This is a genomic window from Proteiniclasticum aestuarii, from assembly GCF_017368455.1.
Lineage (GTDB): Bacteria > Bacillota > Clostridia > Clostridiales > Clostridiaceae > Proteiniclasticum > Proteiniclasticum aestuarii.
The window spans coordinates 269,075-282,857 of record NZ_JAFNJU010000001.1; the positions used below are offsets into that span (position 1 = coordinate 269,075).

Sequence of the window (13,783 nt, forward strand, 5' to 3'; positions counted from 1 at the left end):
TTTACACCTCTTTAAACTTTCTTCTTACATATTCCCTGACCTCGATATCTGTTTCCAGTACCTTGTCAAGACTGATTTCCCCTAGATTCCTGTAGCGCTCCATTGCCTCTTCCACAACTTCCGCTATTTCAAAGTAGCGGATCTTATCTTTCAGAAAAAGTTCCACCGCTTCCTCATTGGCACTGTTCATGACAGCAGTCTGAAGACCCCCTCTTCTGCCGGCGATATAGGCCAGCTCAAGGGCTCTGAAAGTCTCCTTGTCCGGTGACATGAAGTGAAGAGACTGAATCTCAAGCAGATTCAGCTCATCCGCTACAGCTTCATGACGATTCGGGTAATTCAGTGCATACTGAATAGGCAGGCGCATATCCGGTGCGCCCAGCTGAGCGATCACACTGTTGTCGCAGAATTGAACCATCGAATGAACGATGCTTTCCGGATGTACGTAGACTTCTATATTATCATAGTTCACATCAAAGAGCCATCTGGCTTCAATGACCTCCAGCCCTTTGTTCATCATGGTGGATGAATCGATGGTGATTTTCGCGCCCATGACCCAGTTGGGATGCTTCAATGCCATTTCCTTCGTCACAGTCTGCAGAAAAGATCTGTCTTTCCCTCTGAAGGGTCCTCCAGAAGCGGTCAGAATGATTTTACTGACTTCTTCCTTGCTGCTGCCCTGCAGGCTCTGGAATATGGCGGAGTGCTCCGAATCCACAGGCAGGATCTTCACCTGATGCTCCCTGGCCAGCTGCATCACGATTTCACCAGCAGCCACAAGTGTTTCCTTGTTGGCCAGAGCGATGTTCTTACCTGCCTTGATCGCTTCCACCGTAGGTTTCAAGCCGACCATACCTACCAGAGACGTGACCACTGTATCGACTTCAGGTAAAGTCGCAATGCGGATGAGCCCTTCTGTACCGAAGGAAAGTTCTCCTTCGAACCGAAGTGCCTGTGTGAGCTCAATGGCCTCTTTATACTTTCTTTCATCGGTGACCGCCACCGCTCTTGGATTGAATTCCATGATGATTTCTTTCAGTTTTTCCAGATTCGAATGCACAGAAACACCTGTCAGAAGGAGTTCGTTCTCACTACGAAGAACTTCTAATGTCTGAGTTCCGATGGAGCCAGAAGCTCCGATAATCGCAATATTCTTCAATGGGTTATCCCCTTTCTTCATTGTTTACCATCCTATTATACAAAAGAATTATTAAGAAAATCATAGAATCATCTAACAATATTTAAAAATTAATTTCTCCGATCCTGACCAGAGCAGTTTACCGTTCATTCATATTGCATTCACCCCAGAAGCAATTCCCTGAAGATTCAGTCCAAATCTTCAGGCATTTCTGTTCTATTTAGGCTATATCGTGCGATCCTCAGGAAGGTTCTGCAGAAGGGGTTCATGCTTTTTTCTATGGAGATTCCAGGACAGAAGCAGATCCTGCCTGACCTTTCATGCAATCAGCAGGCCACAGGAAATCCAAGCAAGACATGCAGAAGCTTTGATTAATACTCAAATAAAAAGATCTGAAGCTTTACACCTCAGATCTCTGAATACTTCAAGTCCATCATCTATGTCAATTACTTATTTCTTTTGAGCAGTAATGTAAGAATATAGTTATTTAAAGATCTGTTTTCTTTCTCAGCTTCTTTTAATAACTCTTCTTTCAGGTCAACAGGTAATGTAAACAGGATCTTGGTTTTAGGTTCCTTCTTCATAAAATGTTCCCTCCTCTTGAGTTATATGATAAAACTACTGTTGTATATAATATATACCCGCCACTTCAATAACACAATATATATTATTTAAATTTCTTATGAACATAATAAACTTTCTTCTATTAAAATGAATAAGAGCCATTCACTTGAATGACTCTTTGTTATCAGGTGTTCTTGTTTATTTCAGTAGTGATTCCATATTTCTATCAGAAAATCACGTAAGATGTATATACGTACACGATGAGGGAAACAAACAGTATCGAATCAAATCTGTCCAATATCCCTCCGTGGCCTGGTATGATTTTCGGATAGTCCTTCTCTCCTGCATATCTCTTGATCGCCGATGCCGCCAGATCTCCAATCTGACCGAACACGGCCCCCATGAAGCCCATGAGGAGAAAATGCCAAGGTGATATACCACTGATCTCAGCAATCAGAGTACCTAGGACAAATGCGCCCACCGCTCCACCGAAAAGCCCCCCGACGGCGCCCTCCACCGTCTTCTTGGGGCTGACCCTTTCAATGAGTTTATGTCTGCCGAAGAGCCTTCCACTGTAATAGGCCAATGTATCGCATACCCAGGATATGATGAACACGGAATACACATAATACTGACCATTCTCTTTTTCAGATAATAGAACTAGAAATCCGAAGAGCACAACCGTATATAGGACACCGGCAATGGTAATGCCGATATCCGCAATGGAGACTTCCTCGCTGAAAACCATATACACAAAGCCGACTGCCAGAAGAATCGCCAGAATCGCACTCAGGTGATTCTGGGGCTGGTCGGTGAATAAGAGAACCAGAAAGTATCCAAGCCATGCAGCATAGCCTAAGATTCTTACCGGTTTATGGCCCTTTTTCTCCAGCACATGAAAGTATTCGTATAATGCTCTTATAGACAGGAACAGTACGGTGATTTTCAGGAACCATCCCCCTACCAGCAGAAGAGCCAATATAGGAATCAGTACCAATGCACCCAAATATCTGCTATTCACTCTTCACTCCTCCAAAACGTCTGTCTCGTTTCTGATAATCAGCAATGGCAACTCTAAGATCCTCTTCACTGAAATCAGGCCAGTTGATGCTGCTGAACCAGAGTTCACTGTAAGCACCCTGATAGAGCAGAAAATTAGATAGCCTCAGCTCACCGCTGGGACGGATGATCAGCTCCGGATCAGGTTGTCCTTTTGTGTATAAATAATCCTTGAAGGATTCTTCCGTGATGTCTTCCAAGCTTATCATACCTGATGAAACCGCTTCCGCAATCTCTCTGACACCATGCACAATCTCTTCTCTTCCCCCATAGTTCAGCGCCAGATTCATCTGGACACCAGTATTGCTTCTGGTGATTTCCTTTGCATCGTTTAAAGCTTTCTGCGCTGCTTCAGGCAGTTTCGAGATATTACCTACATAGTTTACCACCACATTGTTTTCGTGAAGTTCCTTCAGCTCATTCTTCAGATATTCAACTAGAAGGGTCATGAGCGCGCTCACTTCATCTTTGGGGCGTTTCCAGTTTTCCGTGGAAAAAGCATACAGGGTCAGATATCTGACCCCTAGCCTGTTGCATTCTTTGAGTATCTTTCGGATGGTTTCAACGCCTGCCTTGTGTCCCATGGTTCTGGGAAGATTTTTCTTCTTTGCCCATCGACCGTTCCCATCCATGATGATTCCGATATGTTTCGGGATACGCTCCGTATCAAGAACAGCTGTATTCTGCTGAATGGGTTTCGGTTTTTTAAAAAAATTAAACATTCCTTACCTTCTTTCGAAACGGAAACTAAACAGTCATGATTTCCTTTTCTTTTGCTTGCAGAACGCTGTCCACCTTCTTGACATATTCATCCACTTTCTTCTGAACATCTTCTTCGCCCTTTTTGATCTCATCTTCGGAAATCTCTTTCTTCATGGCTTTGATCTTTTCAATGACATCTCTACGAATGGATCTTATGGCAATTTTCGCCTCTTCACCTTTCTTATGAACCACTTTCACAAGATTCTTTCTTGTTTCTTCAGTTAGTTCTGGAATGATCAGTCTGATCACCGATCCGTCGTTGTTGGGATTAAGGTTCAGATCGGACATGTTGATCGCCTTCTCAATGGCTTTCAGTGCAGATTTTTCCCATGGTGTGATCATAAGGATCCTAGGTTCTGGTGTGGAAATGTTGCCCACCTGGCTTATCGGAACCATGCTTCCATAGTATTCCACTTCGATACGGTCCAGCATGGAAGGGTTCGCACGCCCAGCCTTCAGTGTGGCAAGTTCGGCCTCAAGATTGTGAATTGTCTTACCCATCTTCTCTTCAAGTGTTTTCATTAAATCTTTAAACATTGTCTATCCTCCCGTATTTGATTCTTACTTCAATTATATATCGTTACCGTCAATAATGGTACCGTTAGATTCACCCGTAATCGCTTTTACGATATTGCCTTCTCCATCCAGCCCAAATACGATGATCGGAATATCATTGTCCTTGCATAGGGTGATTGCTGTAATATCCATGACCTTCAGGTCCTGCTCGATGACTTGTCTGTAGGTTAGTTTGTCATACTTGATCGCTTCCGGATGAATATTAGGATCCATGTCGTAGACTCCATCCACTTTCTTCGCAAGAAGGATGCATTCCGCATCGATTTCCGCTGCTCTCAAGGCTGCGGCAGTATCGGTTGTGAAGTAGGGATTACCTGATCCCGCTGCAAAAATGACCACTCTGCCTTTTTCAAGGTGTCTCACCGCTCTTCTTCTGATGAACGGTTCCGCAATCTCACGCATCTCGATGGCTGACTGCACTCTTGTCTCAATACCGAGGTCCTCCAGCGAATTCTGCAGCGCAAGGGCATTGATGCATGTCGCAAGCATTCCCATGTTGTCTGCAGTCACACGGTCCATACCACTGCCTTCTCTTCCTCTCCAGATGTTTCCGGCTCCAATGACAGCTCCAACTTCGACGCCCATATCAATCAGGTCTTTGATTTCTTCTGCGATTCTTTTTGCAACATTGAAATCAATACCATAACCAGATGTTCCAGCAAGAGATTCACCAGACAGTTTAAGCATGACTCTTTTGTATTTCGGTTCGTTCATATTAACCTCCGTATGTACTTTTATAGTACCATTCTAGCAATTATTTCAAAAAAAGAGAACACAAAGGTGTTCTCTTTTAAATTCTTTCGAATTCCAGTTTCGAATTTTACTTGTTTAGACCCATCTGAGCAGCAACTTCTGCAGCGAAATCCACTTCTTCTTTTTCGATTCCTTCACCCTTTTCGAATCTGGCGAACTTTACAAGTTCAATATTTCCAAGCTTCTTGGCTTCCTGATTAACAAATGCCTGAATTGAAAGATCCGGATTCTTGACGAACATCTGGTTTACAAGGCAAACTTCCTTGAAGAACTTGTTGATTCTTCCTTCAACCATCTTTTCAACGATCTTTTCTGGCTTACCTTCGTTCAGCGCCTGAACTCTGTAGATTTCCTTTTCTCTTTCAATTGTATCTGCATCCACGGAAGTGTTATCCAGGAACTGAGGATTCAGAGCAGCAACATGCATAGCCACGTCTCTGGCAACTGTTGCAACCTCATCATTCACGTTTTCGGACTTCACCTGTACAAGCACACCGATCTTACCACCCATATGAATATAGGAAGAAACAAGACCTTCTGGTGCTTCCATCTTTTCATATCTTCTCAGGTTCATGTTTTCTCCAAGCTTGGCGATCAGGTTTGTTACAGCATCCTGTACGGTAGCGCCTTCGTATGGAAGTACCTTCACATCATCAATGGAAGCCACATTGTTTTCAGCAACAATTTTTGCGATTCCATTTGCAAGGCTGATGAATTCAGCATTGGATGATACGAAGTCTGTTTCGCAGTTCAGTTCGATCATGGCAGCATTCTTCATGTCTTCGGTCACGAATGTCGCGATGACACCTTCAGATGCAACTCTTCCTGATTTCTTTGCAGCGGATGCCAACCCTCTTTCTCTCAGGATGTCAATCGCCTTCTCTATATCACCTTCAGCCTGAGTCAATGCCTTTTTACAGTCCATCATACCTGCGCCTGTCTTGTCTCTTAGTTCTTTTACAGCTTGTGCACTTATCACAATAAATTCCTCCTAAATATTATTCATAAAGTTATCCCATTCTATAAGAAAAGGTAAATGGAAAACCACCTACCTTTCTCTCTACTTACTCAGCTATTTCTTCGCCCTGTCTTGCTTCCAGGATAGCATCTCCGAGTCTTCCTGTGATCAGCTTTACAGCTCTGATTGCATCATCATTTCCAGGAATGATGTAATCAATTTCGTCTGGATCGCAGTTTGTATCCACGATGGCAACGATTGGAATATTCAGCGCCTTTGCTTCAGCAATTGCTATTCTTTCTTTTCTTGGATCTACTATGAATACCGCACCGATGTTGTTCACATCAAGGTTCTGGATTCCGCCAAGATTCTTTTCAAGCTTCTCAAGTTCATGCATCAGGGAAGCTACTTCCTTCTTAGGTAGAACATCAAATGTTCCATCTTCCTGCATGGTACGGATTTCTTCCATTCTGCCGATTCTCTTCTTGATTGTACCGAAGTTTGTAAGCATTCCGCCTAACCATCTGTTGTTGACAAAGTGCATGTTTGCTCTTGTTGCTTCCTCTTGGATTGCTTCCTGAGCCTGCTTCTTTGTTCCGACGAATAGTACGTCCTTACCTTCAGCTGATACCTGTCTGATGAAGTCATATGCCACATCAACAAGCTTCACAGTCTTCTGCAGATCTATGATATAGATTCCGTTTCTCTCTGTGAAAATGTATGGAGCCATCTTAGGGTTCCATCTTCTGGTCTGATGACCAAAGTGAACACCAGCTTCTAGAAGCTGTTTCATTGAAATTACTGCCATTTTTTTACCTCCTGGTTTTTAACCTTCCACCCATGTCAGCTCTCAGCGAAACCATTCAAGGCAACCTCACTGAAATCAATGGATGTGATTATTTTTATCCTAAAGTAGTATATCACAGTTACCTGAACATAGCAACAAAAACCAGTTGTAAAACTGGTTTTTGCAGAATCTGAATTTTATTCCTTCTTTACTTTTTGATTTCCAGTTTTTCCAGAAGCTTATCGTTCAGAATGGTAATTCTCGTACCCTTCATTCCTAAGGATCTGGATTTGATGACCCCGGCACTCTCCAGCTTTCTTAAGGCATTGACGATGACGGATCTGGTGATTCCAACCTTGTCTGCAATCCTTGATGCTACCAGAAGACCTTCATTTCCATCCAGTTCTCTGAAGATGTGATTCACTGCTTCCTTTTCGCTGTAGGAAAGTGTGTGGATAGCCAGATCCACCACATCGTTCTTTCTCTGATCCTCTTCACTTTCAAGCTGCTTGGATCGTAGGATCTCCAGCCCGATGATGGTCGCTGAATACTCAGCCAGAACAATATCCTCATCCGTATATTCCCCATCCAGTGATACAAGAATCAGTGTACCCAGTCTTTCGCGGTTACCGTTGATGGGTACAATGGTCGTGATCTTATTCTGATCTTCATATTCATTTTCTATATTCAGGACGAATCTTTCATCAGACTTCAGATTTGTGAGCGTTTCACCTATTCTCAGTAAGACCTCATTGTATTCATCATCGAATCTCATATCATCAAGAATATAAGCATATTCATCTTTCGGTGTGAACTGACGAATAAATCGGTGTCCGAGAATTTTCCCTCTTCTGCTGACTACATATACATCTGAATTGAGTTCTTCGCTTAGAATTTCACAGATATCATCAAATACAACTGGTTCAGTCCCAGATTTTTGAAGAATCTTGTTTAGTTTTCTTGTTTTATTAAGTAATGACATTGTTCATCCCCCTATTAATTGTTATATAGTAATATTGTGAATATTTCGAATTGTTGTTTATCCTTTCAAGATAATAGCATAAATTCTAGGATTATTCAATAATTTTGCACAATTCAATCAACTGAATGTACCTTTAAATTTTGACATTAATCTACATCATTACAATAAAAAGATGATATCTCATAAATATTTAATGAAACAAATGCTTTATCTGCACTTTTTCCCACTGATAATTCTCTGTTTTTCATCGTTCCATTCTATTTTACAGTATCCGTTCAAACAGATGCTCATGGTTCATCGAAAAACTCATCTTGATTCTTGCTTTGTCAATCAACATATTGCATTATATCTTCATTCATGCATGAAAGCAAATAAATATTTATATGGAACCATCAGTCAGAACTCAACTGGTTCAAAGAAAAAGTGCAGATTCACTAAAATGATCTGATTCAGGGATCATTTTATGCAAACCTGCACGTTCCTTTTTATTCTTCTTCTGTCGTTTTCTTTTCTATGATCTTATGACCGCAGTCTTCATTTGAACAGAGAAGATAGCTTCCATCTTTCTTGGAATATCTCCTGTACATAAGACTTCCGCACTCAGGGCAAGGGGTTTTGACGGGTTCATACCAGCTTACGTACTTGCATTCCGGATATCTCGAGCAGCCATAAAACTTCTTGCCTTTCCTGGACTTTCTCTGAATGACATCCCCTTCATGACATGTGGGACATTTCACATCCAGTTTTTCAACAATGGCCTTGGTGTTTTTGCATTCCGGATAACCGGAACAGGCCAGGAATTTACCGAACCTTCCATTTTTGATGACAAAATGACTTCCGCACTTTTCACAGATTTCGTCAGTAACCTCATCTTCTATGGTGATTTTGGAAACCTTGCTCTCTGCAATATCGATATCTTTCTTCAGCGGATTGTAGAAGCTTCCCACAACTTCCTTCCATGTTTCCTTTCCTTCTTCAATCAGATCCAGTCTGGATTCCATATCAGCGGTGAATTCCACATCGACGATATCCTTGAAGTATTCAGCCATGATGTCATTGACGATCTTCCCCAGGTCTGTAGGCATCAGACTCTTCTTTTCTCTTTCCACATATAAGCGGTTCAGCAGGGTGGAGATGGTAGGGGCATAGGTGGAAGGCCTTCCGATCCCCAGCTCTTCCAGCGTCTTGACAAAGCTGGCTTCCGTATATCTTGCCGGTGGCTGAGTGAAATGCTGATTCAGATGTATCTCTTTGCTCTTCAGCTTTTCATTCTCTTCCAGTTCGGGAATGGAAGTATTCTCCTCTTCATCCTCATTCTTGTAATCATATAGCTTCATGAATCCGTCAAAGGCAACGGAAGAACCACTCGCTCTGAATTTATAGTCTCCATTTAGCACTTCCAGACTGATGGTATTCAGTTTGCAGGACTCCATCTGGCTGGCTATGAACCTTTCCCAGATAAGTTTGTATAGCTTGTATTCTTCCGCCTTCACGCTGTCCTTGACCTTTTCAGGAGTCAGCTCGATTACTGTAGGTCTGATGGCTTCATGGGCATCCTGCGCATTTTTCTTCCCCTTATACACTCGAGGTGTCTTCGGATAGTATTCTTTACCGAAAGCGGATTCGATATAAGATTTTGCGGAAGCCTGCGCCTCATCAGAGATTCTGGTCGAATCTGTTCTCATATAGGTGATAAGCCCCACGGAACCATATCCCTTGATGTCCATACCTTCGTAGAGCTTCTGGGCGATGCTCATGGTTCTTCTGGTCTGGTAATTCATTCTTTTTGAAGCTTCCTGCTGAAGGGTCGATGTGATGAAAGGCGCTAGAGGATTTTTCGTCTTGGTGCCTTTCTTGATGCTGGAAACAATGAATTCACCTTGATCCAGTTCCTTTTTGATGTCCTCCGCTTCCTTTTCCGTTGAGATTTCAATTTTCCTGTTCTTGTGCTGCGTGAGTTTGGTTTTAATGGTCTTCTTCTGCTTCAGAAGATCCGCTTCAATGCTCCAGTATTCCTTGGTCTCGAAAGCTTCAATCTCCTTTTCCCTGTTGCAGATCAGATTCAGCGCAACAGATTGAACTCTTCCGGCACTTAACCCCCATTTTACATTTCTCCATAGAATAGGACTGATTTCATAACCCACCAGACGATCCACGATTCTTCTTGCTTGCTGTGCATCAAAGACCTTCAGATTGATGGGACGCGCATTCTTGATGGATTTTTTCACCGCATCCTTTGTGATTTCATTGAACTCGATTCTGATGTTTTCCTCCGGGTCCAGTTTCAGGATATGCGATAAATGATAACTGATCGCTTCTCCTTCTCTGTCGGGGTCAGTCGCGAGATAGACTTTATCCGCTTTCTTTGCAGCCTTCCGAAGTTTCGCCAGTAAATCTCCTTTCCCACGAATGGTGATGTACTTCGGTTCAAAATCATTCTCCACATTCACACCGAGCTGACTTTTAGGTAAATCCCTGATATGTCCCATGGATGCTTCCACGGTGTACCCTGAACCAAGATATTTTTTTATGGTTTTCGCTTTAGCCGGCGACTCGACGATTACTAATTTCTGACTCATAAATTCTCCCTTTTTACAGTTTCATCTCTCTAGAGATGCTGTTGCTATTTTCTTGAAATAGTCGAATTATAGATATGAAATAATATCTGATAACACACAAACTATTTACCGTTCTGGTAAATCTCTGAATTAATTCCATATTCTATACTAAGGATTTTAAAATGTCAAAATATTATTTATCTGTAAAAAGGGCAGATGATGCAGATTCCAGGACAACATCATCCTTTTCGAACGCTCGAAAGCTATGACTTGCAGTGCATACGGTGCATCAGACTCTGTCATGGGAAATGCCGATTCAGCGCTTTTCCCAGCGCTTCCTTCCAGTACGGTTCTTTGATTCGGCTCAGGGAGAAAATCTTCTCCAGCTCATCCATGGTTGGATTGAAATCCATAAGATTCAGATCTCTGATACGCCATAGAAGTACGTCTGGATTCTTCATGAGCAGGTCTCCAAGAATATTTTCCTTACTTATTATAATATGCCCTCCCATCTCAATGAGAAGATTGGTACCGGAACCACCTTCGAAATACATCTCATGAGGGATCGCATGGACAGGTCTGTTGAGCTCTTCTCCATAGGAAGCCGTGTGCAGAGACCCGCTCTTCTTCGCCGCTTCCGTCACGATGATTTCATCAGACAGTGCCGCAATGATGCGGTTTCTCATGGGAAACGTCCATTTTTTCGGAGAAAACCCTCTGGGATACTCCGAAAGAAGGAGCCCTTCCTGTCTGATCCTGGAGAACATATCTTTATTCTCGCCAGGATAGCTTATATCCAGACCGCAGCCGAGAACGCAGACGGTTTTACCGTCTTCATCAAGCACCGTCTTATGCGCAGCTGTATCAATGCCTCTTGCTCCACCGCTGATGATCACAAATCCTGTCCTTGCAAAAGATCTCGCCAGATCCATGGTGACTCTGCGTCCGTACCCGCTGCAGTTTCTGGCACCGACGATGCCGATGGAGGGTCTTCTGAGAAGCTTCAGGTCTCCTTCATAATATAGCGCAAGGGGAGGCCACTCCATATCATAAAGCTTTTCCGGGTAGTCTTCATCCCCTATAAGGGTATATCGTCTGTTCTCATCTGCCATCTTCGCAATAATCCTCTTTTCTTTAGCATCATAGCTTCTGCGGTTCATCATCATGGACCGGTGACATATTTTATATTCGCAGGCATGAAACGCCGCCATAAGTCTGATTTCACGATTGATACTTTCATACATTATCTTATTGCACATAAAAACCTCCAGTGCCATGCGCTATTTCTCATAGCAACATTATTCACCGGAGGCCGATTATTAATCAGGTATCATTTCAAGAACCGACTCTATTCTTCCGTCACAAAGTTCCTGATAAAACTCATTCTATGGACTGGCGTGGCACCTTTTCTTTTCAGGGCTTCGATATGATCCGGACTTGCATAGCCCGCATTATGGTCAAATCCGTAATCCGGATAATAAGCAGAAAGCCTTTCCATCAGTCTATCCCTGTGCACCTTGGCGATGATGGAAGCGCAGGCGATAGAAGCGCTTAAGGTATCCCCTTTGACGAGAGAAATATTGGCGCCTGCATAGTCTTTCACCTTGTATCCATCCGAAAGAACCAGTTCCGGAATGATGGAAAGACTTCGGATCGAACCTCTGAAAACCTCATGATTGCAGTAAGAAATCCCGAGGCGGTCTATGTCGAGATTACTCATCTCATAAATCCCATAAGCCAGAGCTTTCTCTCTGATGAGCACATCCAGTTCTTCTCTCCTCTTCTTCGACAACTTCTTGGAATCATTGATGCCTAGAATGAGATTCTCCAGCGCAGAGTCCGGCTTCAATATGACCGCCGCAGCAACGATGGGCCCTGCCAGAGGCCCTCTTCCGACCTCATCCACCCCGCACACCACTTTTTCATAGGAGAGATCGTGATCATAGAGTGCCTTGACCCTCTGTATTTCCGCCTCTTTCTTCAGGTATTCGCATTCCAGATACTCCGCCAGCGCCTGAACACTTTTTCTCTTATCCATGCGCAGGATTTCAAGGCAGTTTTCCTTATCCGTAAAAATCTCTTCTCTGTTCTCTTTCACATAGGCTCTGATTTCAGGGACACTCCCTGTCAGGATCTTTTCAATCATCGGAAACCTCCGGCCACTCCAGAGAGATTTTTCCAAGCTTTGCGCTTCTGAACTCATCCAGAATCATCACAGCCACACGCATATAGTCGATTTCTCCACCTTTTATTATGCAGCCTCTTTTTCTTGCGATGTTATCCATGTTCTCCAGCGGATCCTCCGAAAATTCTTCCAGAGCGTATCTTTCGATGAGCCGCTCCTTGTAGTGGTGTGACAGTCTTTCAATGAGCCTTAAGGCCAGCGTTTCCGTGTCCATGATTTCGTCTTTGATTGCACCGGTGAAAGCCAGATTAAGAGAAGTCTCCTCTTCAAACTTCGGCCAGAGAATCCCTGGAGTATCCAGAAGCTCTATGCCTTCCTTTGTCTTGATCCACTGCTTGTTCTTTGTGACGCCAGGTCTGTTCCCTACTTTTGCGATGGCATTTTTCGCCATGCGGTTGATGAAGGAGCTCTTTCCTACGTTGGGAATACCCACCACCATGGCGCGAATGGTATAGTTGACAATGCCTCTTTCCTTGTTCCTTGCAATCTTATCCTTCAGCAGTTCATTGAGCGTAGGCTTGATGGCATTGAGTCCTTTTCCTGTGAGTGCATTCACTTCCAGCACCAGCGTATTCTCATTTTCCAGGCTTTTCTTCCAGCGCCTTGTGACCTGGTCTTCGGCCATATCCGCTTTATTGAGCAGAATGATTCTCGGTTTGTCTCCAACGATTTTATCAATCTCAGGATTCTGAGAAGAAGCAACAATTCTTGCATCTCGTATCTCTATGACCGCATCCACCAGTTTCAGGTTCGCAGTAATTTCTCTTCTGGTTTTGACCATATGGCCAGGAAACCAGTTTATCTTTTTCATATCCATCTCGTACACTTCCTTCCTGTTGTAACATCTATCTGTACTCATTTATCAGCTGCTTTGTCTGGTCTGTCTCTCTACTTGGGGACAGTTTTTCTTCCCTATCATTATACAGTCAAGTGCACAAATTGCCTAGAAACAGGACTGTTTTTTCAGCTTATAAAACAAAAAAGAGACCGAAGCCTCTTTTTCATCATCTTATCTAGCGTTCTTAACCTTAGCAGCCTTACCGACTCTGTCTCTAAGATAGAACAGCTTAGCTCTTCTTACTCTACCTCTTCTGACAACTTCAAGCTTGTCTACGGATGGTGAATTTACTGGGAAAGTTCTTTCTACGCCAACACCATATGCAAGTCTTCTTACTGTGAAGTTTTCTCTGACTCCACCGTTCTGAATCTTGATTACCGCGCCTTCGAATACCTGGATTCTTTCCTTTTCGCCTTCTTTGATTCTAACGTGTACCTTAACGGTATCTCCCACGTTAAATTCTGGTAATGCAGATTCTCTGATCTGCTCAGCTTCAATAGCTCTGATTAATTCGTTCATAGTGCATTCCCTCCTATAGATAAATTGACGTTCATACAGAATCTTACATTCCCAGTGGAACGCCCGTACTAGCACAAACTATATTTTAGCACAACAAATGCTCC

At 43.1% G+C, this 13,783-nt stretch carries 14 protein-coding genes; all 14 read right to left on the minus strand.

Translation table 11 applies throughout. From position 1 onward, the window contains the following. Position 1 precedes the first annotated feature (1 nt). Complete coding sequence (locus tag J3A84_RS01310) at positions 2-1,159, minus strand: 1-deoxy-D-xylulose-5-phosphate reductoisomerase (RefSeq protein ID WP_207598495.1); 1,158 nt, start codon at positions 1,157-1,159, stop codon at positions 2-4. A gap of 425 nt (positions 1,160-1,584) precedes the next feature. Continuing rightward, positions 1,585-1,722 (minus strand): hypothetical protein, encoded by a 138-nt coding sequence (locus J3A84_RS01315; RefSeq protein ID WP_207598188.1) that lies wholly within the window; start codon positions 1,720-1,722, stop codon positions 1,585-1,587. Positions 1,723-1,928: 206 nt separating this feature from the next. Continuing rightward, positions 1,929-2,723 carry a phosphatidate cytidylyltransferase gene (locus tag J3A84_RS01320; protein WP_207598189.1) on the minus strand — a complete coding sequence of 265 codons (795 nt, stop codon included), beginning with the start codon at positions 2,721-2,723 and terminating at the stop codon, positions 1,929-1,931. Next, positions 2,716-3,483 (minus strand): undecaprenyl pyrophosphate synthase, encoded by a 768-nt coding sequence (locus J3A84_RS01325; protein WP_207598190.1) that lies wholly within the window; start codon positions 3,481-3,483, stop codon positions 2,716-2,718. The genes J3A84_RS01320 and J3A84_RS01325 overlap by 8 nt, the downstream gene beginning before the upstream one ends. A gap of 25 nt (positions 3,484-3,508) precedes the next feature. Further along, positions 3,509-4,060 carry a ribosome recycling factor gene (frr, locus tag J3A84_RS01330; protein ID WP_207598191.1) on the minus strand — a complete coding sequence of 184 codons (552 nt, stop codon included), beginning with the start codon at positions 4,058-4,060 and terminating at the stop codon, positions 3,509-3,511. Positions 4,061-4,093: 33 nt separating this feature from the next. Next, complete coding sequence (gene pyrH / locus J3A84_RS01335; protein WP_207598192.1) at positions 4,094-4,813, minus strand: UMP kinase; 720 nt, start codon at positions 4,811-4,813, stop codon at positions 4,094-4,096. A 106-nt stretch (positions 4,814-4,919) separates the two neighbouring features. Continuing rightward, positions 4,920-5,831: a translation elongation factor Ts gene (tsf, locus tag J3A84_RS01340; RefSeq protein ID WP_207598193.1), complete on the minus strand. Its 912-nt coding sequence runs from the start codon at positions 5,829-5,831 to the stop codon at positions 4,920-4,922. A gap of 85 nt (positions 5,832-5,916) precedes the next feature. Further along, the gene (gene rpsB, locus J3A84_RS01345) at positions 5,917-6,618 is read right to left on the minus strand and encodes a 30S ribosomal protein S2 (protein ID WP_207598194.1); all 702 of its coding nucleotides are present in this window, start codon (positions 6,616-6,618) and stop codon (positions 5,917-5,919) included. A gap of 187 nt (positions 6,619-6,805) precedes the next feature. After that, a complete protein-coding gene (gene codY, locus J3A84_RS01350) occupies positions 6,806-7,579 on the minus strand; it encodes a GTP-sensing pleiotropic transcriptional regulator CodY (RefSeq protein ID WP_207598195.1) in 774 nt (257 codons plus the stop codon). Positions 7,580-8,064: 485 nt separating this feature from the next. Then, on the minus strand, positions 8,065-10,158 hold the full coding sequence (gene topA / locus J3A84_RS01355; RefSeq protein WP_207598196.1) for a type I DNA topoisomerase: 2,094 nt from the start codon (positions 10,156-10,158) through the stop codon (positions 8,065-8,067). 278 nt (positions 10,159-10,436) lie between these two features. Continuing rightward, entirely contained in the window at positions 10,437-11,396 is a 960-nt protein-coding gene (dprA, locus tag J3A84_RS01360; RefSeq protein ID WP_207598197.1) for a DNA-processing protein DprA, read from the minus strand. Positions 11,397-11,485: 89 nt separating this feature from the next. Continuing rightward, entirely contained in the window at positions 11,486-12,283 is a 798-nt protein-coding gene (locus J3A84_RS01365; RefSeq protein ID WP_207598198.1) for a ribonuclease HII, read from the minus strand. Next, on the minus strand, positions 12,276-13,139 hold the full coding sequence (gene ylqF, locus J3A84_RS01370) for a ribosome biogenesis GTPase YlqF (protein WP_207598199.1): 864 nt from the start codon (positions 13,137-13,139) through the stop codon (positions 12,276-12,278). Before ylqF ends, J3A84_RS01365 begins: the two co-directional genes overlap by 8 nt. Before the next feature lie 192 nt (positions 13,140-13,331). After that, complete coding sequence (gene rplS, locus J3A84_RS01375) at positions 13,332-13,679, minus strand: 50S ribosomal protein L19 (RefSeq protein ID WP_207598200.1); 348 nt, start codon at positions 13,677-13,679, stop codon at positions 13,332-13,334. Positions 13,680-13,783 lie beyond the last annotated feature (104 nt).

Coding starts and splice junctions, on each gene's coding strand:
- frr (WP_207598191.1), bottom strand. CDS start 4,060: ATGTTTAAAGATTTAATGAAAACACTTGAAGAGAAGATGGGTAAGACA.
- J3A84_RS01315 (WP_207598188.1), bottom strand. CDS start 1,722: ATGAAGAAGGAACCTAAAACCAAGATCCTGTTTACATTACCTGTTGAC.
- dprA (WP_207598197.1), bottom strand. CDS start 11,396: ATGTGCAATAAGATAATGTATGAAAGTATCAATCGTGAAATCAGACTT.
- J3A84_RS01365 (WP_207598198.1), bottom strand. CDS start 12,283: ATGATTGAAAAGATCCTGACAGGGAGTGTCCCTGAAATCAGAGCCTAT.
- rpsB (WP_207598194.1), bottom strand. CDS start 6,618: ATGGCAGTAATTTCAATGAAACAGCTTCTAGAAGCTGGTGTTCACTTT.
- ylqF (WP_207598199.1), bottom strand. CDS start 13,139: ATGGATATGAAAAAGATAAACTGGTTTCCTGGCCATATGGTCAAAACC.
- codY (WP_207598195.1), bottom strand. CDS start 7,579: ATGTCATTACTTAATAAAACAAGAAAACTAAACAAGATTCTTCAAAAA.
- topA (WP_207598196.1), bottom strand. CDS start 10,158: ATGAGTCAGAAATTAGTAATCGTCGAGTCGCCGGCTAAAGCGAAAACC.
- rplS (WP_207598200.1), bottom strand. CDS start 13,679: ATGAACGAATTAATCAGAGCTATTGAAGCTGAGCAGATCAGAGAATCT.
- J3A84_RS01325 (WP_207598190.1), bottom strand. CDS start 3,483: ATGTTTAATTTTTTTAAAAAACCGAAACCCATTCAGCAGAATACAGCT.
- pyrH (WP_207598192.1), bottom strand. CDS start 4,813: ATGAACGAACCGAAATACAAAAGAGTCATGCTTAAACTGTCTGGTGAA.